Annotated in this window: 22 protein-coding genes, 1 tRNA gene and 1 pseudogene; 7 read left to right on the top strand and 17 right to left on the bottom strand. The window is 60.9% G+C overall.

Going from position 1 to position 25,810, the window contains the following annotated elements; genetic code table 11:
- Positions 1-14: 14 nt before the first annotated feature.
- The 3 genes from H0S73_RS24295 to H0S73_RS24285 all read right to left on the bottom strand — a co-directional run bounded on the left by H0S73_RS24295 (position 15) and on the right by H0S73_RS24285 (position 8,386).
- Positions 15-5,606 (bottom strand): DUF3320 domain-containing protein, encoded by a 5,592-nt coding sequence (locus H0S73_RS24295; protein ID WP_181054797.1) that lies wholly within the window; start codon positions 5,604-5,606, stop codon positions 15-17.
- Between the two features lie 581 nt (positions 5,607-6,187).
- Positions 6,188-6,862 (bottom strand): thermonuclease family protein, encoded by a 675-nt coding sequence (locus H0S73_RS24290; RefSeq protein ID WP_425488246.1) that lies wholly within the window; start codon positions 6,860-6,862, stop codon positions 6,188-6,190.
- A gap of 63 nt (positions 6,863-6,925) precedes the next feature.
- On the bottom strand, positions 6,926-8,386 hold the full coding sequence (locus H0S73_RS24285; protein WP_181054795.1) for a serine protease: 1,461 nt from the start codon (positions 8,384-8,386) through the stop codon (positions 6,926-6,928).
- 542 nt (positions 8,387-8,928) lie between these two features.
- Here H0S73_RS24285 and H0S73_RS24280 point away from each other — a divergent pair.
- Positions 8,929-9,828, top strand: coding sequence for a DNA/RNA non-specific endonuclease (locus H0S73_RS24280; RefSeq protein WP_181054794.1), 900 nt, complete (start codon positions 8,929-8,931; stop codon positions 9,826-9,828).
- On the top strand, positions 9,825-10,082 hold the full coding sequence (locus H0S73_RS24275) for a hypothetical protein (protein ID WP_181054793.1): 258 nt from the start codon (positions 9,825-9,827) through the stop codon (positions 10,080-10,082). The genes H0S73_RS24280 and H0S73_RS24275 overlap by 4 nt, the downstream gene beginning before the upstream one ends.
- An 80-nt stretch (positions 10,083-10,162) precedes the next feature.
- On the opposite strand, the gene H0S73_RS24270 is transcribed toward H0S73_RS24275, so the two are convergent.
- The 4 genes from H0S73_RS24270 to H0S73_RS24255 form a co-directional block, all read right to left on the bottom strand.
- The gene (locus H0S73_RS24270; protein WP_181054792.1) at positions 10,163-10,414 is read right to left on the bottom strand and encodes a WGR domain-containing protein; all 252 of its coding nucleotides are present in this window, start codon (positions 10,412-10,414) and stop codon (positions 10,163-10,165) included.
- A 171-nt stretch (positions 10,415-10,585) separates the two neighbouring features.
- Positions 10,586-10,843, bottom strand: a complete 258-nt coding sequence (locus tag H0S73_RS24265) for a hypothetical protein (RefSeq protein WP_181054791.1) — start codon at positions 10,841-10,843, stop codon at positions 10,586-10,588.
- Positions 10,844-10,919: 76 nt separating this feature from the next.
- Positions 10,920-12,074 carry a plasmid replication protein RepC gene (gene repC / locus H0S73_RS24260; RefSeq protein WP_181054790.1) on the bottom strand — a complete coding sequence of 385 codons (1,155 nt, stop codon included), beginning with the start codon at positions 12,072-12,074 and terminating at the stop codon, positions 10,920-10,922.
- A 171-nt stretch (positions 12,075-12,245) separates the two neighbouring features.
- Positions 12,246-12,458 (bottom strand): hypothetical protein, encoded by a 213-nt coding sequence (locus H0S73_RS24255; RefSeq protein WP_181054924.1) that lies wholly within the window; start codon positions 12,456-12,458, stop codon positions 12,246-12,248.
- Between the two features lie 887 nt (positions 12,459-13,345).
- Here H0S73_RS24255 and H0S73_RS24250 point away from each other — a divergent pair.
- Positions 13,346-13,906, top strand: coding sequence for a hypothetical protein (locus tag H0S73_RS24250; RefSeq protein WP_181054789.1), 561 nt, complete (start codon positions 13,346-13,348; stop codon positions 13,904-13,906).
- Positions 13,907-14,033: 127 nt separating this feature from the next.
- Here the strand turns inward: H0S73_RS24250 and H0S73_RS24245 are convergent.
- Positions 14,034-14,491: pseudogene (locus tag H0S73_RS24245) on the bottom strand (IS5 family transposase); the annotation flags it as partial.
- A 90-nt stretch (positions 14,492-14,581) separates the two neighbouring features.
- Positions 14,582-14,655 (bottom strand) — tRNA-Met (locus H0S73_RS24240).
- A 156-nt stretch (positions 14,656-14,811) separates the two neighbouring features.
- On the opposite strand from H0S73_RS24240, the gene H0S73_RS24235 reads away from it, so the two are divergent.
- Positions 14,812-15,093, top strand: coding sequence for a hypothetical protein (locus H0S73_RS24235; protein WP_181054788.1), 282 nt, complete (start codon positions 14,812-14,814; stop codon positions 15,091-15,093).
- Positions 15,094-15,258: 165 nt separating this feature from the next.
- Positions 15,259-15,477: a hypothetical protein gene (locus H0S73_RS24230; RefSeq protein ID WP_181054787.1), complete on the top strand. Its 219-nt coding sequence runs from the start codon at positions 15,259-15,261 to the stop codon at positions 15,475-15,477.
- Between the two features lie 223 nt (positions 15,478-15,700).
- On the opposite strand, the gene H0S73_RS24225 is transcribed toward H0S73_RS24230, so the two are convergent.
- The 5 genes from H0S73_RS24225 to H0S73_RS24205 form a co-directional block, all read right to left on the bottom strand.
- Positions 15,701-15,994: a helix-turn-helix domain-containing protein gene (locus H0S73_RS24225; protein WP_181054786.1), complete on the bottom strand. Its 294-nt coding sequence runs from the start codon at positions 15,992-15,994 to the stop codon at positions 15,701-15,703.
- A gap of 163 nt (positions 15,995-16,157) precedes the next feature.
- On the bottom strand, positions 16,158-16,601 hold the full coding sequence (locus H0S73_RS24220) for a hypothetical protein (RefSeq protein ID WP_181054785.1): 444 nt from the start codon (positions 16,599-16,601) through the stop codon (positions 16,158-16,160).
- Between the two features lie 64 nt (positions 16,602-16,665).
- Complete coding sequence (locus H0S73_RS24215; protein WP_181054784.1) at positions 16,666-17,184, bottom strand: hypothetical protein; 519 nt, start codon at positions 17,182-17,184, stop codon at positions 16,666-16,668.
- Positions 17,185-17,266: 82 nt separating this feature from the next.
- On the bottom strand, positions 17,267-17,866 hold the full coding sequence (locus tag H0S73_RS24210) for an IMPACT family protein (RefSeq protein WP_181054914.1): 600 nt from the start codon (positions 17,864-17,866) through the stop codon (positions 17,267-17,269).
- A gap of 221 nt (positions 17,867-18,087) precedes the next feature.
- On the bottom strand, positions 18,088-18,900 hold the full coding sequence (locus tag H0S73_RS24205; RefSeq protein WP_181054783.1) for an alpha/beta fold hydrolase: 813 nt from the start codon (positions 18,898-18,900) through the stop codon (positions 18,088-18,090).
- Positions 18,901-19,044: 144 nt separating this feature from the next.
- Here H0S73_RS24205 and istA point away from each other — a divergent pair, with 144 nt between their 5' ends.
- Both istA and istB read left to right on the top strand, forming a co-directional pair.
- A complete protein-coding gene (gene istA / locus H0S73_RS24200; protein WP_181054782.1) occupies positions 19,045-20,583 on the top strand; it encodes an IS21 family transposase in 1,539 nt (512 codons plus the stop codon).
- A gap of 13 nt (positions 20,584-20,596) precedes the next feature.
- On the top strand, positions 20,597-21,343 hold the full coding sequence (istB, locus tag H0S73_RS24195) for an IS21-like element helper ATPase IstB (RefSeq protein ID WP_181054781.1): 747 nt from the start codon (positions 20,597-20,599) through the stop codon (positions 21,341-21,343).
- Between the two features lie 306 nt (positions 21,344-21,649).
- On the opposite strand, the gene H0S73_RS24190 is transcribed toward istB, so the two are convergent.
- From H0S73_RS24190 to repA, 3 genes are all read right to left on the bottom strand, one after another.
- Complete coding sequence (locus H0S73_RS24190) at positions 21,650-22,807, bottom strand: RHE_PE00001 family protein (protein WP_246389435.1); 1,158 nt, start codon at positions 22,805-22,807, stop codon at positions 21,650-21,652.
- Positions 22,808-23,341: 534 nt separating this feature from the next.
- Positions 23,342-24,475, bottom strand: a complete 1,134-nt coding sequence (gene repB, locus H0S73_RS24185; RefSeq protein WP_281369216.1) for a plasmid partitioning protein RepB — start codon at positions 24,473-24,475, stop codon at positions 23,342-23,344.
- Positions 24,475-25,677: a plasmid partitioning protein RepA gene (repA, locus tag H0S73_RS24180; RefSeq protein WP_181054779.1), complete on the bottom strand. Its 1,203-nt coding sequence runs from the start codon at positions 25,675-25,677 to the stop codon at positions 24,475-24,477. Before repA ends, repB begins: the two co-directional genes overlap by 1 nt.
- Positions 25,678-25,810 lie beyond the last annotated feature (133 nt).

The raw sequence follows: 25,810 nt of genomic DNA, 5'->3' as shown, positions 1-25,810 counted from the left end.
TTTCACCCCAGCGATTACCCGGGGACAAGTTGTTCGGCTGCTCGCGGGGCTCCCACTTCTGTTGCGGACGACGCCAGGGTCAGCATAACTCCGTCTCGAACCAGCTTCCCCTCAATAAGAAGTCCATCAACCACTTGGCCGATGATCGCTTTGAGTTGTGCGCTAGTCGCTTTGAAGCCGAGAAGGCGCGAGATGCTCAGGGCAATCTCCTCATCGGTCGCTCCGAGGTTCGTCGTCACAACCTGAACGACACCGACAGCAATCTCACTTGGTGAGATCATCTCGGGCTTGCGCAACCCAGGTGACATCACGTTCCGTCGGTCGCGAAGTCTCGTGTCCGCTTCCGGGAGGAACAGGAATGGTCCCTTCCGCTCGATACGTCCCCGTGAGACGGCCAGTTTCACACCCTCTTCGACAGCAGCCTGGATCCTTGCTCCAGCCCGTTGCAGGTTCCAGGCGCCTCTCAGTCGCGTGACCACCTCGTCGATGTGGACAGGAGTTTCCACCTTGACCACCTGATCGACCAGGTCAGCCATGATCCCGACAGGCGTCTCGTGCAGTTCGTATGTCCCGGGTCGGGAAGGCGTTGCCTCGACGTAGAGTCGCTCGGCGAGCCCATCCTCTACAACATCGACCAGACCGATTTCGGTTACGTCTGCCCGCTCGACTGTCACAACCTCCACGGGTACCGCGCGATGGCGACGGGCGCCGAGTTCAATGCGTTCGTCGAGTTCGACTTTGGCAGCCTCGATTGCCGCGATGGTGCGCTCCAACTGCTCCTGTGGCCGCTGGAACCAGTCGGTGCTCCAGATCCGGTGAATGATCCACCCGTGATCCTCCAGGACCGCCTGACGCAATCTGTCGCGGTCCCGGGCCGACCTCGAACTGTGGTAGGCCGCACCATCACATTCGATGCCAATGAGGTATCTGCCGGGACGCTCCGGGTCCGCGATTGCGAGGTCGATGAAGAAGCCGGCAATGCCAACCTGCGGATGGACTTGGTAACCGCGCGCCTGGAGCGCGCTCGCGACCTGCTCCTCGAAGACGCTGTCCGCCTCTCGCCCGCTCGTCTGCGCCACCGAGAGACGGCCGGTACGGGCGTAATGCAGGAAGAGCTTGAACGCGAAGACGCCCTTGCCCTTTGCCCGTTCAAGATCGATGTCCTCGTCCGTAATGGAGGAGAACACCTCGCAGCGCCGCTTCGCACGGCTGATCAGGACGTTCAGCCGGCGCTCGCCTCCGTCGGCACCCAATGGACCGAAGCGCATGGCCATGTAGCCCTGGGCATTCCTGGCATAGCCCACCGAGATCATGATCACATCGCGCTCATCACCCTGCACGTTTTCGAGATTCTTCACGAAGAACGGCTCGCTCGGATGGGCGTGGAAGAAGTCTTCGGTGTCGGGATTGAGCCGCCTGAGGATCTCGAGTTCATCCTGAATGGCTCGGCGCTGAGACACCGAGAAGGTCGCCACGCCGAGGGAAAGGCCGGGATGGCTCTTGGCATGCCGGATGATCGCCTCGGCTACGGTCCGCGCCTCGATCGCATTCGTCCCGGTCCCTCCAGAGTCAAAAATGCCGTTGGGAACGTGGTGGAACCGCAATCCCATCCCAGCTTCCTGGGTGTAGGGGCTGGGCACGATGAAGAGTTTGTTCTCGTAGAACTGGCTGTTTGAGACCGCGATCAGAGACTGATGCCGGCTGCGGTAGTGCCAGCGCAGCATGCGCTGGGGAAGACCTCTTGCCGAGAATAGTCCAAGGATGCTCTCGATGTCCGCGACCTGAGCGCCCTCGCCGTCATCATCCTCAGCCTGCCCCCCGGTCATCTTCGCGAAGAACTTCGTTGGTGGGAGCTGCCGCTCGTCCCCGACGACAACGACTTGCCGGCACCGCGCGATCGCACCGAGTGCGTCGACGGGCTGAATCTGACTGGCCTCGTCCATGACGAGGAGGTCGAAAGTCATGCGCCCGGGTGTCAGGAATTGCGCGACGGACAACGGGCTCATCATCAGGACGGGCTTCAAAGCCTGAACAGCGGGACCGGCCCTTTGCATGAGCTGGCGGATCGGCATGTGGCCGCGCCGGCGGGCCATCTCCGCCCGAAGGACCCCGACGGGGCCTACTCCACCGTCACGCGATGGGATCCGGCGATGATGGGCACGCACGACTTCCAAGCTCGCCGCCTTGATGCGCTCCCGATCGAGGTTCGCGAACTCCCGGGCGAGCCGGCCATGGAGGTTGCCGTCGAACCGGCCGAGATCCGGCTCCTTCGCCACGAACTCCGCCAGTATGGCCTCATAGTACGCCATCTCGAAAGTCGCATGTGCGGCAGCGGTCTCAAGCCTGCCGTCGGCGAGATGGTCGATGATGTTGCCGAGACCCAATGCGTGGCCGCGATCCGCGCGCTCGCGATACGACACCCACTTGGAAAGCTGCTCGGTATTTGCAAGCCAGAGCCCGAGCCGGTCCGATAGGCCCGACAGAGGCATGGCACCGTCGGAAGCCACTCCGAACAGCGGGGTCGGTCCGCTCTTCAAGGAAGAGAGGAGCTCGCGAAGGTCCGACGAGATACTGTTTGCATCCTTCTCGGCGCGCTGGCTCCGATCAGCGATCTCCTGTCGTTCCGGGAGCCGCGCCGCGAGGAAGCGCAGCGATCCGTGCCGAGTGATCCAGTCCACAGCAGCTGATAAGCGCTCCCAATCTGAGAAGATCCCATTCCATGCCTCTCCGAACGCAGAGCGTCCCAAATCACCGCGCTCGGCGAGCGCGCGAGCCACCTGCTGCCAGGCAAACAGCGAGCGGATCAACTCGAGGCGTTCCGGCAACCGCTCGGGCATGGTGCGCAGAACCTGCCGGCTCAGGTCATCGGCCGCCACGAGCGCCCGGACGCGACCATCGACGATCCCGAGGTTCACGTGCTCGATCGATGCCGCACCGTCGAAGGCAGCCGGCGCGACGGACCCGAGATCGGACCAGAGCGACTTCAGCAGGGGCGAGATCTCATCGAGTACCCGCTGAAGCTGAGCCGAGCGCTCCCGCACCTCGGATCGCTCCGCGAGCCGGCCTGCGATCAGACGCGGTTCGGCGCCGAGACCGCGCAGTGTCCTCATCCATGCCACGAGGGCTCCCAAGGGCGCTGACGCCGAACGCTCCCCACGCCAGTCGGCGCCGAAGGCCGAACGGCCGAATGCATCCCCGTCCCTGATGGCTTTCGCTGCGGCTTGGCCCTTCATGAGCTGATCGAGCAGTTCAATCAGTTCAGGCGCTGGCATGTCTGGGGTTCGGACGATCGTCCGGACTAACGCCTTGGCCTTGCGCCAATCGCCGCTGAAGTACCGGAACAGCCCGGTGTGCATCGCGAGCGCCTGCCGTGCGGCAGCGACGTCGGTGTTCCAGGCCACGTCAAGGAGACGGTCACCGACTTGGGCACGAACGGTCTCGAGAACCGCAACAGCGTCAGTAAGATCGCCAGCCTGCTCGACACCCTGATCCCAAATGGCTGCCGCGAAAGCCTCGGGACTGGCGTCCGGCGCAGCGGCAACCCGCTCGCCCATCGACACGAGACGCGAGACCGCAGCGAAGGTGTCGACCTCGCCTGTTGCTCCCAATTCCCGCTTCAGCCGCTCCGCATCGGTCCACAGGCGCGGCAACAGGTCCGCCAGTCTGCGCATCCGGTCAAAGGCGCTAGCCGGAAAATCCTGGGGCAGCCATGCGAGCTGCGCCTCCAAGCCATCGACTGAGGTTTGGAGGGCTTCGGCGGGAACGGATGGCGCAAGCTCTCTTGACCTCCGCTCAAAATCGAAGCCCAAGGCGACGAGCCCTCGAATTCCATCCGCATGTTCGTCCCAGACAGAAGCCGCGAGGGCATCGGCGGACAGGGTTGGTGCGGCCGCCAGGACATCCGCCAGCTCGCGAAGCGGCACGATGTCGTCGAAGGTGCCGGGGTCCGGGTGCTCGAGTGTGCGGGCAAGCTCGCCGATTTCGACGCGCAGTGCATCGGTGCGTGCCTTCAGCCCTTCGATCCGGGGAACCAGCCGCTCGAGCGTGGTCGGGAGGATCATGTCGAGGCCAACCCCGTGCCAGGGATGACGAGCCGGTAACCCGATGTCCTCGACCCGCTGAACCAGCTCATGCAGGATGCGACGACGCTCGCTAAGATCGTCCGGCGACCACGTTGTTGGTCCATCCAGTGTCAGGTCGACGGGACGCTGGCCTGCCTGTCTCAAGCGGACGAGATGCCCAAGCACTTGGTAAGGGCTGAGCTCCGAGGGAGCGTGACGACGGTGCAGCCGCGTGGCGTGTCCGTTCAGTACATCCCGGGCCTCGACCAATCTGCCCGTCAACGATCCGGGGAACTCTCCCCGTGGCGAGCCGAGATCCCATGTCCGGCGCAGCTCCTCAAGGAGGATTCGTTTGTTTGCTTTGTTGCTATGGAGTTCAAGGCATGCGTCGCCGACACCCGCCTGGTCGAGGCGTCGTTTCACGACCTCCAAGGCCGCCATCTTCTCGGCAACGAAGAGGACCGTCTTTCCATCCGCGACGGCGGATGCTATCACGTTCGCGATGGTCTGTGACTTGCCCGTCCCGGGCGGGCCTTGGATGACAAGGTTGCGGCCCTTGCGCACATCGTGGACGGCGAGCGTCTGCGAGCCATCGCTGTCAACAATGTGCAGCATCTCCGATGGTGAGATGTGAGCATCGATGTTCACATCCTCGGAGAGCAGCTCATCGCGCGCTGAGAAACCGTCCGCAAGCAGTCCGCGGATGAGGGGCTGCTCCGTCAGCTTGCTGTCCGCCGGCCAGCTTTCGGGATCAAGATCCCGGTACATCAGGAACTTGGCGAAGGAGAAGAAGCCGAGGACGACATCATCAGGGTTTACTGACCATTCCCGCTTCGTCGAGACCGCATCGGCAACCTCGGCTATGTACGCTGCCGGGTCGAGGTCATCTCCTGGCTCAAACTCCGGGAGCTTCAGGGCGTGCACCCGGTCGAGATAGGCTTCTAGGGAGAGGTTTGAGGCCGGATCCTCCTGCCTCCACCGCAGGCGAAATTTCTCGCCCGCCGTGCCGCGATCAAGGCTGACGGGGAGCAGGATCAGCGGGGCGTACCGGATATTGTCCTTGTTGTTGGGATCTATCCACTTCAGCGTTCCCAGCGCGAGGAAGAGGATATTGACGCCCTGCTCCTCCTCGAGCGTGCGCGCATCGTAGTAGAGATCGAGCAGGCGCTTCTGAAGTCCCTTCGGGGTCATCCGCGTCTGAAGTTTCGTGTCAGCATGGCGCCGCGATACCCCGCGCTCGTCGATCTCGTCTGTCTCTTCCGGCTGCGTCAGCTCGACTGAGGATGGATCCTCCTCCTCCGCTCCGTCGCGATCCTCGCGCCCTGGGACAAAAGTGAAGGCCTTTCCGTCCCGCACCAGCAGCCGGAAAATCTCAGAGGACTTCTCGTCGACGATCTCGATCGTCTTTGCGCTCTTGGAAAACCTCGGAATATTCAAAAGGCGGTTCCTGGCCGAGAGGTCCAGGAGCTCCATCCTTGCCCGATCAAGTTTCGTCTCAAGTGGCAGATTGCTCTGAAAGACGGAAGCCTCTTCTACAAGTGACATTGGAAACCATAATCAGGAGAGAAATCTCCTGAACTAAATCTCAACTTAAGACACCCATCAACTGGAGGCTGCCCTCATAGTGGCAGGAATTCGCTTAGCGTAGATTGTAGGCAACACAGAACGCTTTGCCATTAAGACTGGCTACTTGCCATTGGCCCGATATTCTCGATCCAAGCACTGAGCAGGTTAACGCTCCGCAGCTCGGCGCCACTTCCATGGCGGTCATCTCGCCTTCAGTCGGCTTCTACGAACGCAATAATCTGAATTGAGACAGGGCTTTAACAGCCGATTTCGCTCTTGATTCGCTCGACTTCCGAGCGTGAACTACAGACGTTCTCGCAAGGGATGCCGTCATTGTCGCCATCGGCCCGTCGGTAGCCACCACACCACATCTGGACAGCTTCCCGGCACGTGCTGGCTGCCTTGCAGGATCTGGCTTGAGCGACCTGGAAGGGTCGCAGGTTCTCCAGCCTTTCGAGAAGAGGCGACGAGCCAGGTTGATCGAAGGCGAGCGCGGATCCAAGTTGGCTTCCTACCAACATCAGCCCAAAGATAAGCGACTTCAGCATTGCGTTCTCCCCCTACCCTCTTGGCGCCCGCCAACCGGCGGCCTTGGCTTCATCTTCAGCGCAAAACCAGCGCTCGCCCTTGGCTTCATCGATGGTTGTGCGGGCATAGTGGCGGCTGCCAGGCAAATGGTAGATCCGCTCCGAGCCTGAGATGTTGCCCTTGATGGCGCACTTGCGATCCGATCCTGTTGAGGCCTCGTTGGGCAGCCTCTCACCGCGGCGCCAGTCCCATGGCTTGACGAAGGTGCCCGCCCACAGACCGCGCTTGGCGCGCTGGGCTTCCTTCTCCTCGTCGGAATAGCGGCCGTCGGAATATTGAGTGTACTCGACCGCCCAGCCCTGCCGGATCAACTCACCGGCAATGTCCCGGCCATTGGCCTCGCAGGTGGCGACGATGCGGCCGTAACGATCCCGGTCCTGCTCCTTGCAGGCTACCCGCCCGTTACGGCCGATGATCGACGCAAGCGCATCAGCGGCTTTTGACCCGCAGAGATACCGGGCTCCAGAACCGTCATTGCAGGTCTGCTGGCTTTCCGGACCGTCAACGCCATACAGCCGGATGCGGGTTTTCTCGCCTCGGATGGCAACGGTGTCCACATCGACAACGTCAGCTTGGCCCGAGAGGGGCTGAGCCAAAACCGGCGATGTCAAAGCGATGAAGGCAAGAGCGAGGACAGCGGAATGCAAGCTCATTTCTCCATATGGCATCTTTGAATTGTCAGGAAACGTCGGCTGATCTTCTGCTTCTGATTACTCGCACCGTATCAGCACGCTGACCTGCTTGGCCTGGTCAGCGAGGTCGGCAGGGGCCATGGCCTGGCCCGCCGTGCCCTGCTCAACGACGACCTGATTGCTCTCCAGGAAGCTGACTGCCAATGAACCCTTGATGGCGAAGTTGACGTTCTGAGGAATGTCCCCGTTCGTCGCGACCATGACATTGAGAGCGTTGAGTTTGGCCGAGACAACACCCACGACATTGCCGTTCTGATCAAAGAGCGGACCGCCCGAGTTCCCCGGCTGCACCGGGGCGGAGACCTGGAGGTATCGGCTGTCATCCTTGAGCCCGGAAAGGGCCGTGACATTCCCAAGGGTGAAGTTGCCTGAGCTGGAGAGAAGCGTGGTCAGCGGGAAGCCAAAGGCCGCTACTCCTTCGCCGAGCCGGATACCCAGCCGAACACCGGCGACCTTGCTGGGCCTCAAAGCCGTTCTGAGGAGAGCAAGGTCATTGGTGGTGTCCTTGGCGAGAACCCTCCCGGAGACCACGTCACCGTTTTCAGCCTTGACATTGATGGATGAGCAGCGATCCACGACATGGGCGTTCGTCAGCACATGTCCGTCCCGGGACACGAAGAAGCCGGTACCGGAGGATGGGCCCTTTTCGTCAGGCTCCGACTTCGGAGTTGGCGCGGGAGCTTTGGGCTCTGCGGGACGAGCGACCGCAACTGTCTCTTGGGGCGGGGTCATCGTCGGGGCCTCGGTGAAGGGAGCTCCTGTCATGGTTGCCCAGAAGGACCCGGAGATGAGGGTTGCCACCCGCTCCATGTGGAGGTGGGATTCGCTGCCTTTCCAGAACAGGAAGAAGCCCAGCACCCCACGCCCATCCTCATGGAACCGGATATAGGCGTCGAGACCATTGGCGGTTGACATCGAGACGACGAAGAAGCCCGGCTTCAAGATCTTGTAGTGAACCCTGCCGCCCTCGGACAGGACCTTGTCGAGGACACTCTGGTAGTTTGCGACGAGCGTCGTGCCGCCGAAATACGAGTAGGCCAAGGATGCCCTGCCCTGGGGGTCCGACCAGGCAATGCCGTTCTCGTCTCTCTTGGCAACCAGTCCGAGGCCGAGCGGCACCCAGATCGGACGGCCGCGGGTCGGGTGCGGAATGGCGCGCAAGTTCCACGTCTGCAACAGAGGCATTGCGCTGTTGAGCACCTGCCCGAACAGGTCCGCATCAACGGCCCCGTTCGGGATGCGTCCGTAGTCCCGCTGGTAGTTGGTAATGGCCTCGAAGAGCCGGTTGCTGAAGTTCACGTTCGGAACGGCCGGCCAGTAGCCGTTAGCCGTCAGCAGGATCTGAAGCTTGATCCGCTCGTCGACGGTCAGCTGGGAAAAGCTCTGCTCGGCCTGCTGGTATCCAGGAGGGCGGCGTTGAGCAACCGCTGGTTCCGCCATGGTAAAGAAGGCGATTACCAGAAGAACCCAACGCATCATGAAACTTCCTTGCCCGGCAGAACTTGCCACCAGATTGCCATATTTCGGCTTCGAGGCGCTATAGCTTAAGTGGCACACTCGCTTGTTAGCTTGCAGCCGTAGCGCGATTTGAAGCCTCCTAATTAACTTGGGCATCGCAGCACTTGGAATTTTGCTTACCGAGGATGCGGCACACCCCGTTTATGTTATTTAATTTCGATGGCCGCTTTGGGCTTAATTCAGCCCGAAGCCGATCATCAATCGGGTTGTGCGCTCATTGAAGTGGAGCATCGGGAACCTAAGAAGACTGTATTCACCTGCGAGAGAGGTGCCTCGATGAGCAAGGACAACCCGCTGAGGCCGCGCTCACGCCGGATTCCAAAGCGAATCCTGAGCGAGGCCGAGTTGAAGCGCTACGGGCTTCGCCGGATCCCTGACTCCAGGCGGGGCGTCCCTCCGGGACAGAGGGGTGGAGACAGCAATGCTCTCAAAAAGCATGCTTTGCTGGTGTGGAATGGACCGGCGATGCTCCTGTCCAGACTTGCTCGCTTCATGAGGCCACTGTGAGACTGCCCAACCCCTTTCCTGCCCTTGTTCTCGTGGTGGCTCTCGTCGTCTCCGACGCCGCAGCGGCAGCTTGCCCTCAGCATTTCTTCGGCGGGACCGCTCCTGTTCTCGCCAATCCGAAGCTTACGCCCAAGACCCGGCAAATCTGTTACACGGAGTTTGCGTTGCTCCACTCCGGGCTTACCCGGACACCCCTTTGGGTAGCCGAGCACCTCACCCCCAGGCGAGCAAGCGGCGCTCGTGCCCTGAACCGGGTCAACAACTTCCACGCAGATCCCAATCTTCCTCCCGACGAGAGAGCTGAACTGTCCGACTATGTCCGGAGCGGTTTCGATCGCGGCCACATGGCACCAGCGGGAGACATGACCATCCCTCAAGGAATGGATGAGTCCTTTTCCTTGGCCAACATGGTGCCGCAGAACTCCGACAACAATCGCAATCTATGGGAGAGCATAGAACGCGCCGTGCGCGATTACTCGGAGCGGCAGGAAATCTACGTGGTGACTGGCCCTCTCTTCCAGGGCGAGAACCTTCAGGCTCTTAAGGGACGTGTGCTGGTACCAACCCACATCGCGAAAGCCGTCTTTGATCCGACGCTGAACGCTGGAGCGGCTTATCTCACGCCCAACCAGGAGGGTGACGAGTACAGGATTATCTCGCTTGCTGAGTTGCAGCAGCTGTCTGGCATAGACCCATTCCCTCAGCTGCAACCGGACATCAAGCAAAGCATCCTGAACCTGCCAGCTCCCCAGCTCCGAAGATCAAAAGGACCCGGAAGAAACACCCGTAGACCTCCGCCTCAAGCAGACGCTCAGGAACAGAGCCCTGCCCCATCACAGGACGGGTTCATTGGAGGCATCCTTGAGGCCATTGATCAGTTTGGACGCCGCCCATGACAAAGAAGTTTCAGCCGTTCTCAGATGACAGCGCCTCTCTCAGTATAGGCGAGTTCACCATCGAGAACGGCACCGACAAAGTCGCCCTCTATGGCTCGCTCGATGTGATGCGGGATAAGAACGGCCTCAAGCAAGCGAAGGCACTGAAGACAGCTGTCGACGCTATCGTGAAAGCCCTGGAGCAGGATAAAGCCCTGCCTGATGAAAGTGGTCCCACAGAGGCACCACAGCAGGTCAAGAACCCGTTCGCATAGGTCGATCAAACCGGCATGAAAGAAGGGCTCCAATTTGGAAGAAGACCGATGAACTCAACGTCGCCGGGTTACTCTTGTCCCTACCCGCTTCGCAGCAGGTAGCCGCGGCGTTGCTTTCGCTGGAGCCAGGTCTCGAGGGCTTCTACAGCACGTGACTGGTTTTCGTAGAGCTCGATCCTCCTCTGCCCCGGCTGGCCGAGACGACCCCACTCGCGGATCAAAGTGGCATCACCGAACAGGCTGGGTTCGAGCGACAGGACGTAGTAGCGAGCCATGTTGCGGGTGGGGTCACACCTGTCGAGCACCAGGTACTGGATCGTGTCTTGAAACATGCCTCCATGTTGCGCAACCCATGTGCTGCGGTCCAATCAAAGTCTTGAATCAGTTCAGCAGTACTGATTCACAACAGTGATGCCCGGCCTTTGAAATGTCAGCGTAGTAACTCACAGGTCCAAATCGCTTGTCCAGGAGCTACGTCTCTCCTACCCTCATCCACGTAGTTACTATCTCCCCTGAGGGAGATTCCGTGCAGCCTTTTCGAGCGCCATTAGACGCTCCTCAAGAGCGTCGGTTGCTGTCAGCGCGTAGGCTAGGCTGCCCGCCGCCAGCACCATGGCAGCAATCGCGATCACCAGCGTGCCAATCTCGATAGCTTTGCGCTGGTCATGCGTCCGATGCAGAGCTTTTTTCAGGTGCCGCTCGAAAATCACGTAGAGGAAGAGCCCGCCCACGACGGTTGAAATCAACACCATACCTTTCACTCCTCGTTCTCCATTCCCGCCCTCTCTGACACCCGGCACGCTGACTAGTCGTCATCTCGACGCGCACGGCTCGTTCCTATGACATCCGTCGCCTCCTCATGGCGAGGAGCTCGACGGCGAGGTCGATCTTGCCGGCTTTGACCATGCGCGTGAGGGCGCGGAAGTAGCCGCCTGGGTTCTTGATCCGGCTCTCGCCGCCGTTCTTGGCTACGTCATCCTCGTAGAGCTGCAGCACGTAGATCACCGCAATGGCCGCCCTGACAGTGCCGATGTCCTCCACCGCCTCGGCCCAGGCGCTTTCATGGGCCCCGAGCGCGGCCCGCAGGTAGCGGCCAGCCGAAACGATGTCGGCCAGATCCCGCACGGGCTGGCCGTAGTCGCTCAAGGTGGGGCAGGCCTCCAGGATCAATTCCGGTGATAGCTGCTCCGAGGTTTGTTCGGTTGAACGAACCGCTTCAGCTTTCTTCGGAAAGCCCTTGTTACAAGGCTCACTAGGAGATCCGTTGTTGTTATTAGTGTGACGGACTCCGAGTCCGGCTTTGCCCGCTTCATAGAAGACTTCTTCAACGTCAGTTCTCAACAGCTGCCACGCATCCAGAAGATCGGCCGGCAGCGTAACCCTGGACCGGGTCGGCGTACGTGCCTGGAGCGCTTTCAGCCGGGTCTCGATCTCGGAGCGGTCCACATCCGGGAAGTGCTCGGCCAGGGCACTCAGGGCCTCCTCGGTTGCGCGGCGGCAGATGGTGACCTCGTCGAAGGCCCGCTTCTGCACCTCGCGCAGCTGCTTCTGTTCGATGAGCATCGCCGCCCAATCGCCCCGGCGGGCATAGATCGGGGTCAGGTCGAACCCGAAGGCATCCACCACCTGCCCAGCCAGATCCTTGACGGCATAGCGCTTGCCGTTGGGCGAGTCCTTGGGGGCCAGCAGCTGCAGGTCGACCAGCTGGCGCAGGATGCGCCGGATTGCCCGCTCGGTCAGGCCAGTGCGGCTCATGAGGTAGTCGTTGGAGGGCCAGACCAGCAGCCGCTCCCACTCCTGCTCGCCCCAGCAGGCCACCAGTTCCGAGAGCACCGCCCGCTGGGCTGGCCTGAGGTCAAGCGCCTTGCCGGCGTCCCGGGCAGCGGCCGAGAGTTCTTTACGTGTAACTGTACGCTCGGCTTCGAGCGCAAGTTTTCTTGCGGCCAGAGCGGCATGTCTCAGCCGCCGGCCTCCTGACGATGCAAGCTGCATCAGTCCCTCCATGTTGAGGGCAAAGCGGGAGCGTTCACCGAAAACGATGCTCTTGACAGTCAGTTTGTTGGGATGGCATAAGAATGTTGCGATACAATCTATGCCCACCCCTCGGTGGACTCCAAAGGCCCTCGAAGTTCCCAGCTTCGTGGGCCTTTTGCTTTGCCTAGGTTACGTCACCGTGTTTGGCTCCTTCCGAACAAAGGTGGTCTCAAGGGCGTGGTTGATGGCGTCCTGGCGTGTCTTGAAGCGGCCGCTCTCAACAGCTTGGTCGATTGCAGCCCCAATCAACTGTGGAACCCAGACGTTCATCTCCCGGTCACCCCGCTGGCGGCGGGCTTTCCTGAGGCGCTGAACACGCTCGATCCCTTTCACGTCAGGCATGGCACTCCACCCCATCGCACTTGTGACAGTTACGAGAAATGCCCGATTCTGAGTTGGCTGTGGAGTCGCGCGTCAAGAATCCATTCACAATAGATCGATTCAGCGGTGGGAAACTTCTTTAGCTAGAATCATTTAGCTGAAAAGGCCGAGTCAATTCGCATGTAAAAGTCAGGTTCCGAGTGATTCTGAGTTACGCACTTGATTCGATGCTGCGCAGTAATCGAGCCGAGCTTCGACCTGCAATCCAGCATCACGATTCAGGTATGTGCCGGATGGAAAGGTGGATAACTGCTAACGGAACCTCCGCCAGACCCGGATACTTGAATTAGATTCTCCGGCGCCGGCTGACTGTGGACATTGCGGGTGAGGACCTATCCCTGGTGAACATCCTCGCGAAGGGAGCAGGTGTCACCCGAGCCGAGATGATCATGCGCCTGGCGCTTGCCTCATTGAAGGATGGTGTCGCCGAAGCTCGCCTCCGCCTGGGGAAAGATGCCAAGCCGAAGCGCAAATACAAGTACGCACCCCGGGCCCGCAAAGCTCAGAAGCTGTCTGGTCCATCCGGTGAGGGAGCTTGATTGACGGAGCACCCGTCAATACAGCCTCCCTATGCAATGATGCCTTGGGGGTTGGAAGTGGATCAGTGGGCTGCAACCAAGTTCTGGGGGGTTCTCTGTGCGGCCGCATTGATCCTGGGAGCTGTCGCCATCTACAGCGGCGCGACTGCCTTTTGTTCGGGTGGGGCGGGAGCGGCCGCGATAAAGCAGAGTGGTGCGGCAGGCTGCTTCGAGTACTGGCTCAATCGATACCAAACGCTCCTTACGGGCTTGGCTGCCTTGGCTGCCGCTTGGCTCGCATCTGTCCCGGTTAGGAGACAGCTGACCGAAATGGCTCGGCAGACCGCCGCATCGTCCAGGCCTGCACTCTTGGAAATTTCCCAATCTTATGAAGAGGAAGCGGAGCGTATCGGCGCCGCAGCTGGGCTCGATTATGCAATCCGCTCGGTCGTTAGCCTGTATGACGACCGACACGACTGGCCGAATACTTATACCATGTGGGAAGAGAAGTGCTGGGACACCATTCGAGATCTGAAATCTCTCAACGAGTTCCTGACTGCTATCTCGAACCGACATCCGGAGTATTCCGAACTTAACTCCCGTAGGAATGAGGCTACTGAGGCTCTCAGCCAGCTCATCCACGCTATGGAGGAGTTGGGTCGTGCCTTCAGACTCCAGACTACCGGCCCCGACTATGAAGAAGGGGAAGACGACATCACAGCTGAAGAAGATGCATCGATACGTGCGAATATGACCCCAGCACGGATCCGCTGGGACGGGGCTCGAGCAGCTTTGCGAGAAAGCCTTACGACTGAAATCCGAGAAGCATGGCGAATGCTTAGGCAAACGGAGCAGTTCGCTACAGGGCCACACAAGCACTTCCACGACTAACGAAAACCCCCTGATCATTCCGCAGCCACTACAATAGGTGCAACACCGAAGATCCGCCGCTCAGCGATAGCGGCATATTCCGAGTTCGGTTCGATGAGGGTGGAGTCGAGCCTGAGTTCCTGAGCTGTGCGCCCTTATGGTCGCTCATCTGACCTTCCGATAAAAGCCGGATGATCGGCTTGCCGGCACTATCGCAGACGGCATGGAGCTTGGAGTTCAGCCCGCCTTTGGTGCGCCCGATACGACAGGGAACATCCCCTTTTTGAGCAGGCTCGCCGCGGTGCGGTGCGCCTTCAGGTGGGTAGCATCGATCATGATCCGCTCGGGCTTGGGACCTTCACCGGCCAGAGCGGCGAAGATCCGGTCGAAGACACCCAGCCGGCTCCATCGCATGAACCTGTTGTACAATGTCTTGTGTAGCCCATACGCTTTGGGCGCATCCTTCCACTGCAAGCTGTTGCGGATGACATACACGATCCCGCTGACCACGCGCCGGTCATCCACACGCGGCACGCCATGAGCCAGCGGGAAATGCGGAGAAATCCGCGCCATCTGGTGCTCACTGAGCAAAAACAAATCACCTATTCAGAGCCTCCTCAAACGAGGCTCTGGATCACACCTCAGCCCAAATTAATAGGTCCTGAGCCTAGCTCAGGTCTGACTGAGTTACAGAGCTGGTGGGCCCGGAGGGACTTGCCCCCCAACCAGACCATTATGGGCGGCCCGCTCTAACCTCGAGCTACGGACCCCACCTCTGGCCATTGTGCCCACCCTCGGCCGATTGGCTGTGCCTTCGACGGCACAGCCTGTGAAAAGCGAGGACACGTGAGCATGGTTAACGCTTCTAGCCTTGTTGCTCGCTCTGTCTCTGCGAGGATGTTCCTGCCACCCACAAGGAGAATCGATTGGCGAACAACCTCCACATTACTTATGACCTACAGAGGTATGGTCAAAACTATCCGAAGGTTTCTGAGAGAATTAAGCAACTTGGCAACTGGGCCAAAGTAACTGAATCCTTTTGGTACGTGCAATCGAACTACACGGCTGAGCAGGCTGCTCAATACGTTTGGGGCGCCATGGACGCCAACGATAAGCTCTATGTCGTCGACTCCAAGAACAACACGGCCTTCTGGTACAACATAGATCCAGTCGCCTCCGAAGCGATAAAAGCAAGATGGCAGTATTAGGCACACCAGCCTCTCGGCCGGGCTTATTCACCCAGCCGGCAGATGCCGGTCCAGCGAGTACCGGCTGAGGATAGCCCCCGACCTAGCGGGCCTTGCCGCACACCCCTCCAGCCGTGAAAATGCCACGGTACGCAATCCTACTGTGGTCTCGGAAGGATTCGATCCATGCGCGCTATCCTTGCACTCCTCTGCCTGTTCGGGGGCACTCCAGGCGATGTGACAGCGGAAGGCTTTGACGCGACGCAGGAGCCAAAGCTAGAGAAGTACCAGGCGCTGCTCTCGGAGCTGGGAGCGTCGAGCGGCAATCTTGCCGATACGGCACCAATCGACTTGCCTGCAGGTTTGAGGGAAGCGATCGAGAACTGGACGCGTAACGAAGGCTGATCAACGTAGCCGATCGTGGCGGCCACTCAGCCCTACCACCATCCTGTCACACTCGCCCGGCATCATTCCCGCTCGTGGCAGGGAGAGCACAAATGGCGCCTGAGCGCTTCACGGAAGAGGAGATCACGGCACGGGCCCGGCAGCTCGCCAATGGGCACTTTGGCATGCCCTCACAAGCCTGGTGACCTGCGGCAGAGCAAGCACCGTCGGTCAGGCGGAGCATTCACCGGCTAAGGGTGTCCTCCACGATCCGTGGGTTGCGATCGAGCAGGGCCAGCAGAACCCGCGCCGGTCCTTGAGGGAGCCGCCGGCCCTGCTCCCAATTCCGGATTGTTGCCACGGGGACGCTGGTCCGGCGTGCGAAATCGGCTTGAGACAGACCAGTTTTTTTGCGGATTGCGGCTACGTCAGTGGCGGAGGGCAGCCTCAGGCCACCTCCCAGGCTCTGGCTGTTGTCCGTGCAGGCGAGAACCTCGCCCAAGCTGGCGATCAACTGCTCGAAATCATCATCGTTCATGAGGTGCTTCTCGGAAGCGAGCAGGCTCTTGCGTCATGGGTCGACTGCGCCAGTGGCGGAGGCAGAGATGATATTCGAGCGACAGGCTTTGGGACGGGCGAATGAGCAGGAAGCTTTGCAAGCTCCTATCCCGTTGTTCGTCGGCAATCCTATGCCCTCTCCTTCAAGACCCCCTACCCTCCTTATCGAGCAACTTGCGCACGGTGGCCAGCGACAGACCGAAGTGCTTGGCTACTTGAGTCGGTGCTACGCCGGCGAGAAGGGCGGCTCTGACTGCCTTGCGCTGCCCTTCCTGCAGCACCGAAGAGGTCTTTCGGGAGCGCGAGGAGTTGGTGTGCTTTGCAGGTTCTGGCACAAGCCGACTTAAGGACACTTTGGCCTGTGTTACCGCCGCCTCGAGCTCCGGGCGGTTGCCCCTGCCCTTCTCCAGTCGGCGCGGCACTTCACTGACGACATGGCTCAACTGCTGGGCCAGTTGAGCATCGGACAGGCTGACCAGCCTTGGTGGGTCAGCCGGAACAGGAGCCGGTTCAGCCGAGGGCGTCGGGATGGTCAGAGTGACCTCGAACAGGTCGAGGGTGCGTGGTGAAGAACCCTTGGGCGGCATGAACCATATATGGGCATCAGGCGGGGCCTTCCCAAGGCTCAGCCCCTCGCCCAGCTGCCGGCTTCTAGCGGGCCCCTTGCTCCTGGAGCGAGACACCCGCCGACACCTTCAGGGTCCCCTCCTCTCCATCCAGATCGATGAAGCGGCTGTCTCTGGGGATCACCAACCCCTCCCCGATCTTTGGCAATCTGGATAAGGCCGTGCACGCCGCAGCAGACCCTCCTCCTGGCGAGGTTTCGGTGCCGGTGAGCCGCGCAGCAGGCTGTCCAGGTCCTCGGACGCTCCCCTCAATCCGCATGTCCTGATCCGGAAACGCCCGGGTGAAGCGATGGCCTGTCTGTTCCCACTTGCCTGGCCACTCCCCGGGCTTGGTACGGGAGGCATCGAAGATGTAGGGGCTTACCTCCTCATCCTGCAGTTCGCCGCCGCCTACTCCTCCGCCGGGGTAGAAGGTGATCACGAACTGAGACTGGTCCGAGGCTCGGGTGCATTGCCAGAGGGAGCCGGCGAGACTTGTGCCGTCCGCCGCCGCTCCCATGGACAGGAGAACGAGCATGGTGCTGATGCCAACGAGTGCTCTCATGATCCGAATCTCGCCTGCACCAATGGCAGAGCCAATAGCCGTAGCGGACAGATCTTACCGACCCGCTGTTGCCGATCCCAGATCAGATCGCGGTGCAGGGATCCATCACAATCGATGCCCGGCCGCTGGTGATGTCCATGATCATGTGGACGATCTGCGGGGCACTCGCTTCGGGGAGGCCCACCGTCAGCGTTGCACCTGTCTCGGTGAAGCTCTCCTGGCGGATCTGAACACCGGCACTGCTGGCGAGCCGCGCCTGCACAAGCGCCAGATCGGAAAAGGTTACGGTGATGGTGGCTTCGTGAACGGCTACGATCGCGACCAGCTTGCCTGCCCGCAGACAGGTGGCCGCGGTCCCGCCGTAAGCCCGGATCAGGCCACCGCTGCCGAGAAGAACCCCTCCAAACCAGCGGGTCACGACAACAGCGACATTGTCGAGGGATAGCCGATCAATCGCCTGCAGGATTGGCTTGCCGGCGGTGCCGCTGGGCTCGCCATCATCGCTGCTGCGATAGCTCTGCCCCACCCGCCAAGCCCAGCAGTTGTGATTGGCTCCTGGATCGGCGTGAGCGGCGATGAAGTCCTTGGCGGCCTGCTCGCCCGCAACCGGGCCGCCTGTCGCGACGAACCGGCTCTTCTTGATGATCTGTTCGAGCGAGGTAGGGCGTTCCAAGGTCAACATGGCGTACGCGGGCCTAATCGGCTGAAAGTCGTGTCCTTGAAGAGTGTCTTCGAGAAGCGCCAAAGAACGATCCTCAAGCACGGCTTGTGGGCTGATGCTTGTTCAAGCATCCATCTCCTGATTGCCCTGCCCTATACAGCACAGTGGGATTGGTCGAACAAGGATACCTCAGCCCTCGCCCTGATGCCGGGAAGTCATCGCGAGATGGTGGCCTACGGTGCTTATGGTGGCGTGACAGTGCCGGAGGAGCGGTCTGGCCGCTGGGTCTCCACGGCCGCGAGGAAGTCCTCCACCGCCGCCATCCCGCCCTGCTCGAGATTGCGGCTATGGCTCCCGCCCTCGATGCGGACGAAGTGCTTCGGCTCGGGAGCGGCCGCATACAGCCGCCCGCCGAAGGCAAAGGGAATGGTGCGATCATCCGTGCCGTGCAGGATCAGGATCGGCGCCTTCACCTGCTGGATGATGTCGAGCGAGCGGAACTGGTCCAGCATCAGCCAGGAGACGGGCACATACCAGTAGGTGAGGCTGGCCCCATCGGCGGTGGAGGTGTAGGGCGCGTCGAGGATGAGACCGGCCAGCGGCTGCTCACTCGCCAGGCGCACCGCCACCCCGGTGCCGAGGGACTCGCCATAGGCGACCAGCCGCGAGGCCTCGTAGGATTGCCGCACCCAGTCATAGGCAGTGCGGGCGTCCGTGTGGAGCCCCATTTCCGTGGGCGAGCCGGTCGAGCCGGAGTAGCCGCGATAGCTAACCATGAGCAGCCCGCGGCCGGAGGCCGTCAGCGCCTGAGCGCGCAGGCGTCCGTTCCAGAGACTGCCGCCGTTGCCATGGAAGTACAGGATCAGCGCCTTGCCGGGCTGCGCCGGTTTCCACCATGCGACAAGCCGTTCGCCATCTGGCGTCTGGAGGATCAGATCCTGGAAGTCGGAAAGCCCCGCTTCGGCGGCGGTGCTGCGCCGGTCGGAAGCTGGATAGAGCAGGTTGTGCAGATTCCGACGCAATCCGTCCATGTGTACCGACTTGAAGTCGTCCACGGTTCCGATTTGATCCCGTCCACCCTTCCGAACTGAAGCCGTCCACCCTTCCGATTTGATCCCGTCCAGGGATCAGGCGGAAGAACCGTGCTGCACCGGGTCATCCGATTGGGGCATTTCGACCTCTCCACAGAGAGGAACGCGATGCCGGCAAACAGAGAGATGACCATGCGACAGATGCGGCAAGTTCTGCGTCTTCATGCGAGCGGGACCAGCGATCGGGAGATCGGCCGGACCGTTGGCGCGGCGCGCTCCACCGTGCGAGACGCGATCAAGCGGGCCAAGGCGGCCGGGCTGGCCTGGCCGCTGCCAGAGGACCTGACCGACGCGGCCCTGGAGGAGACGCTGTTCGCCCGGGCGGGCGCCCGGATCGGCACGCGACGTCGTCCCGAGCCGGATTGGGCAAGTCTGGTGCAGGAGTTGAAGCGGCCGGGCGTCAGCATCGCTATCCTGCACGAGGAGTACCTGGCGGACTATCCCAGCGGCTACGGCTACTCGCGGTTCTGCGACCTGTTCCGCTCCTTCGAGCGCCGCCTGACGCCGACCATGCGCCAGCATCACGTCGCCGGCGACAAGGTGTTCGTGGATTACTCGGGCAAGAAGCTGCCCATCGTCGATCCGCTCACCGGCGAGATCCGCCACGCCGAGATCTTCGTCGCCGTGCTCGGCGCCTCCAACCTGACCTATGCCGAAGCCACCTGGACCCAGACCCTGCCGGATTGGATTGAGGCCCATGTGCGGATGTTCCGGTTTCATGGCGGCGTGACCAAGCTCATCGTCCCGGACAACCTGAAGAGCGGCGTCCACAAGGCCTCGTTCTACGATCCCGAGATCAACCGCAGCTACGGCAAGATGGCGGCCCATTACGAGGTCGGAATTCTGCCAGCCCGACCACGTCGCCCGAAGGATAAGGCAAAAGTTGAGTCCGGAGTCCGCTTTGCCCAATTCTACATTCTCGGCCGCCTGCGTAACCGCACCTTCTTCTCGCTCCAGGAAGCCAACGCGGCGATCGCTGAGGCTGTCGAGCGCATGAACAGCGTGCCCATGCGTCGTCTCGGCGTCAGCCGGCGACAGTTGTTCGAGACCATCGAGAAGCCGGTTCTCGCACCACTGCCGGCGGAGGACTACGTCTTCGCGCAATGGCAGCTCGCCCGGGTCGGGCTCGACTATCACATCGAGGTCGAGGGTTTCTTCTATTCGGTGCCGTTTGGCCTCATCGGCCAGCAGGTCGACGTGCGGGTGACCCAGCGCACCGTCGAAGCCTTTCACAAGGGTGGACGCGTCGCTGCCCACGCGCGGCGTTACGCAGGACGGGCGCATGGCACAAGTGCCGAGCACATGCCGAGTTCGCATCGCCGCTATGCCGCCTGGTCGCCCGAGCGCTTCCGCTCCTGGGCCGCCGCGATCGGCCCGAACACCGAGATGCTGATTGCGGCGATCCTGGCCGCGCGGCGTCACCCTGAGCAGGGCTTTCGCACCTGCATTGGCGTGCTCCAGCACATGCGCGGCATCCCGAAGGAGCGCGTCGAGGCAGTCGCCGAACGGGCTCTGACGATCCGGGCGCTAACCTACAAGAGCATCGTCTCGCTCCTCGACACCTACCGCGACCGCGCTCCCGCCAAGGCCGCCGACACTCCCGTCATCACCCACCCCAATGTCCGCGGACCGGGGTATTTCCACTAACAGGAGACCGACCATGTTGACCCATCCCACCCTCGACCAGCTCCATGACCTTGGCCTGCACGGTATGGCCAAGGGGTTCAAGGCGCTCAGCGCCACCCCTGAGGCCGATGCGCTCGGCCATGCGGAATGGCTCGGCCTGATCCTCGATCACGAGGTGACGCAACGCCGGCAGAAGCGCTTCGAGGCTCGCGCCAAGGCGGCCAAACTGCGTCATCCCGCCAGTGTCGAGGATGTCGACTTCCGGACCGCCCGCGGTCTCGACCGAGCGCTCTTTCTCAAGCTGGCATCCTGCGACTGGATCCGGGAGCGGCGCAATCTTCTGATCACCGGACCGTGCGGGGTCGGCAAGAGTTGGCTCGCCTGCGCCCTCGCACACCGCGCCTGTCGGGATGATCTCTCGGTTCTGTATCACCGCGTTCCGCGCCTGTTTGCGGCGCTCGATCTCGCCCGCAACCACGGCCGCTACTCTCGCCTGTTGCGCACGATTGCTCGGGCCAAACTGCTCGTGCTGGACGATTGGGGCCCTGAGCCGCTCACCGGCGAGCAGCAGCGCGACCTGCTCGAGATCGTTGAGGACCGTTACGATGCCGGCTCGCTCCTGATCACCAGTCAGGTGCCGGTCGAGAAATGGTACGAGATGATCGGTAGCATTCCGACCCTTGCCGACGCCATCCTCGACCGGGTCGTCCACAACGCCTATCGCATCAATCTCACAGGCGAGAGCCTGCGAAAGACCCACCGCGCCGAATTCGACGCTTGACCAGGACAAACCCCTAAACCACCATCCATCACCGACCCGGATATCGGCACCAAGGTGGACGACTTCACCTCGGAACCATGGACGGCTTGAAATCGGAATGCCTGGGCGGCTTCAGATTGGAGGAAGTGGACGGCTTCGTCGGAATCCGCAGGTTGCGCTGGTTCACGAACAGCACGGCAAGCGCGCAGACATACAGAGCGAGCACAACGAAGGCGAACAAGCGAAGACGGCGGACCATGGAACGAGCGCGATGTCCTGCTGGAGAAGCTGCCAGAGTGTGCCCTTGAAGAGAGCGGTATGTAATCCTTACACGATGCCCCAGGCTCTGTAGCGGGTTCGGCCGGTGAGCTCCCTTGGCAGGGCGCCGCCGAGCTGGGCCAGCATCAGGTCGACGGCTTTGGGCGTGACCTTGAGCAGCTTGGCCCCGAGCGGCACCGTCACCAGCGGCCGCGACAGGAACAGCTCGACCAGTTCCGGCAGCTTCGAGTTGGAGCGGCAGGTCTTTGTCACCCTGTTCATCAGCTCGCGGGCGAGGATGAGCCGGTCGAGATCCTTGTGGGCGAGAACAAGTGCCTCCTCCAGCACCTGGCAGAAGCCCTCGAGCTTCTCCAGGGCACCTTCCCTGCCCTGCGGCCGGAACTTCGACTGCTTGAAGCCGGCGGCCAGCGGCAGCAGGTGGTGGGTGAGCCCCCTCGCCCGCAGGATGGATGCTGCCATGATCAGGCCGAGCCACGGCAAGCGGGCGTAAAGGTTGAGATCGAGCCACGCGTTCCACGCCACCGCGGCTGCGGCAATCGCCGGCCAGCCGCTGGTGCGCTTGACCACATCGAGCCATAGGTCCTCGGCTTCAGCTTCGTCCTGATCGGGGTCATAGACCAGGTGCGAGCGGCTCTTCGGCAGCGGGGTCTCGCCGGCGAGCACCTTGCTGGTGCGGTCCAAGAGAGCATCGATCTCGGCAAAGTGCGCCTTCCAGGGATCGGCATCATGGGCATAGGGCGGGTAGGCGTCCTCATCCTTCGGATCCGCCTTCTTGCTCTTGGCCCGGGTGGGCCTGTCCTCGGCCACGGGGCCGATGCCGCGCAGGGCCGCGAGGCCGTCGATCGACAGCGGCCAGGGCGCCTTGCGGGCCAGGGCGGTGCGGCGGGCGCGCAGGGCGGCTGCGGCGCGGGTGGGTTCGTGGGGGGGGTGGCGCACGTCCATGCCGGCATCGTGCAGGACGAGATCACCGACATCCACGAGATGGCCATCCAGCAGCAGGGCCCGCACCGCCTCGGTCATATCGCAGCGCGACTGCCAGCCAGCGGCAAGCCCGGAGGCCTCCAGACGGGCGTCAAACCGGAGGATGCGGATCGTGATCGGCTCGAGCCGGCCGGCAATCGCCTCCCATGGCAACTCCGGCAGGGCATAGGTGCGCGGAACCAAAGGCTCCTCGTCGTAGTCCCCTACCCTGCTGCCGAAAGCCATGCCTGCACCCTCAAGCTAAGCTGTTGATGTCGTAAGCACTAGCTTAGCTAATGGAAGCGAAGCAAGGTATAGCTACAATGAAGGAGTACGCTACCAAGCCGTCTTCGCAGTGGCATCCGCAGAGCTCGCAACTGCTGCGACAGGGAAATAGCTCTGGGTGGGGCTGCAGCACGCTGCCAAGGCGCGAAGCGGCTCCACAATCTGTATTCTAAGCCATTTTCGCCACCCTGAGAGAAGCTCTCCTCCGTCCCGTTGATTAACAAACTGCCCTGAGAAACGTTTTAAAACAATCGATCAAACACAACTTCTAACTATGTACAGAATATCATTTGCGAATAACAGTTCTTAAGAGCTCGCGTCCCCTACCCGACCTCTGCTGCTATTTGGTGCCCTTGGTCCGGCGTACATGAGACGGAGGCTGCTCAATTCATTGCAGCAACTGCCGGATAGTCACTAGTTTTTTGATGGAGCATCGCCTCAATCTCGCTGTGAGCGGTGACCGAAGCGATGCTGGATCGAAGTGGCGAAGAAATCTCACTCTTTGTCTGCGGCCTGAAACTCGTTGTAGAGTTGCTCCAAGCGGCTGACGAGGAACTTGCCGAAGCGCGGCGATAGTTTGCGGTCAATCGTCAGTGTGAATTTCTCGTCGGTCTCGGTGTACCTCGCGAAGCGGGCACCGTCGGGAGCCGTCCAGACTTCAGGCCGGGCGATGTCAGCTTTGGTGGTAAGCGCCTTGTAGGCTGCCTCAAACTTTGCATCACTGTCGCGACCCGAATTCTCGGCGCGCTCAATTGCGTGCCGAGCTTTATCGACATTGCCCTTCGTGATCAGCGCAGCAAAATCCTCCCACTTTCTCCGTCCGATACCTGGTGCTGGCCCAATGGCATTAATCAGTTCTATTGGAATGCTCGATGCGAACTTGATCATTTGTGAGACCCTCGGGCGATCAACGCAAAGAGCCTGCATGATGACGTCGCGGCGGAAGCCGCGCTGCTCTAGTTGCATTGCGAAGCGAGCTTTCTCGATGAAACTGAGGTTCGTTCGGGCGTTATTCTCCTGACCCTGCGCGACAACCAACTGCTCATCGGTAAGTTCACGTACAACCGCGCGAACCTTCATGCCGAGTTCGGTTACAGCCCGGAGGCGCCTGTGCCCGTAGGCAACCTGGTAGCGCCCCTGCTCCACCGGATGGGGACGAACTAGAATGGGTACGATCTGTCCGTCTGCCTTGATCGCCTGAACAAGCTCCCTATGGGCTTCTTCCGAGGGGGCCATGCGATCTGGAACGAACGAGGCGTCAATCACAGCAGGGTCAAGGTCGACAATTGCATGACCTGACCGGAGTTGCTCCTCAAGTTCATCAACACGGTTCACCGCGTTGAGCGTATCGGCCATGACTCTCTGTTGGGAGGTCATAACAGGAGCAGCCTGTCGAGAAATTGTCGGAATATCACTGCCAGATGGACCGCCTTGCTCTCCCCCAGCGACAGGGCTCTTGACGTGAGGACGGTTTGCGAAAGGACGATTCGGCCGTGGGGCAACCGGCGCGCCGCCGTGTCCAGTGATGGCCTCAACAAGGGCCGCTTGTTGATCCGCAACCGGATTAGGTGCAGGGGCGGACGTTGTTCCGAGGTCTTTAGCGGCAGGATTCAGTACGTTGCGGGCCATTATTGCCTCCCCCAGGCGCGACGGATGTTGGCTTCGATTTCGCCATTCACGAGATCGAGCGACTCGAGCGCTCGGTCGTACGTGCTCTTGGTAAATTTGGTTCGGTCCACTTCGTAAAGGGTCTGCTTCGTAAGGCCAGAGTCCGCGATCGCAGTGCTTTTCAGAACTGGGTTTTGTAGGACCCGATGCTCGAAGAGCGAACGCATCCACGTGACCATTTGGTTTTGAGGACCGTCGTTGGGCTCATGACGTGTGATAAGGTAGCGAAGCCAGTCATAGTCGGGGCGTCTATTTCCGAACAGGTTTACAGTGTCGCCAACCATTTTCAGGAACTGAGCCATCGACAGCACGTCGAGCATCTGGGGATGAACGGTTACGAGAAGCGAGGTGGCAGCAGAGAGCGCCGCCATTGTGAGATATCCAAGGTTCGGGGGACAATCCATCACGACAATGTCGTACTCGGACTCTACCGGCTGTAATGCCTCGGTAATGCGTAGGAAGAATGTTCGCACTTCTTTAGCAACGGGGGTGGTTGTCTCAAACTCCATGAGTTCAAGGTTGCCAGGGATGAAGTGCAGACCTGGAAGATAGGTCGCGCGAATGATCTCCTCGATAGACGTGCGATAGCTGTCATAGCGTAGCGCCCCATAGAGAGTCTCGTTAGGCAATACATCAAGTTCCGGCTGTTGGCCAAATAAGGTCGAAAGGCTTGCCTGCGGGTCGAGGTCAATTGCGAGAACACGGTAGCCTCGTAGGGCCAGATACTGAGAGAGGTGGGCAGCAGTCGTGGTTTTCGCGCTACCGCCTTTGAAATTGATGACCGAGATCACCTGGAGTTTTTCGCCGGCCGTACGATGAGGGATATAGCGCCGGTTTGACTGATTGCTGTCGAGGAATTCGCGAACCGCGTTGATCTCTTCAACCGAGAATGTGCGCTTCCCGTTCGGCTGAATATCAGGAAGGGGCGCCTTCCCATCAACGGCCAGTTGACGAAGATAGCCTTCATGAATGCCCAAGAAATTGGCTGCTTCGGCGGAGGAGAATCGACGGATTGCCTTCTGGGCAACGGGCGGGAAGATGCGTTGCGTGTGCTTCTGGAGTTCGGTCGCTAGCAGTTCGGCATCGAGGGAGATCTGCGCACGGTTGTTTTCTTCGATAGGCGCGACCACTGGATCGACAGTAGATTGCTCGAGTGCTGACATTGAGGGCTCCTAGCATTGCCGCTCGGAATTGGCCGAGATCAGCAAATTTTGCGCTGATCGCTAGTTCGCCTGCACTGCGTTAACGGTGAGTTAAAGAGATCGCCAGAAACCGAAAAGACGCGCAAATTTTTCA

It is taken from the genome of Microvirga mediterraneensis (genome assembly GCF_013520865.1).
GTDB lineage: Bacteria > Pseudomonadota > Alphaproteobacteria > Rhizobiales > Beijerinckiaceae > Microvirga > Microvirga mediterraneensis.
Note: the sequence above shows the minus strand (reverse complement) of the source record. Positions and strands in the feature narration are given on the sequence as shown.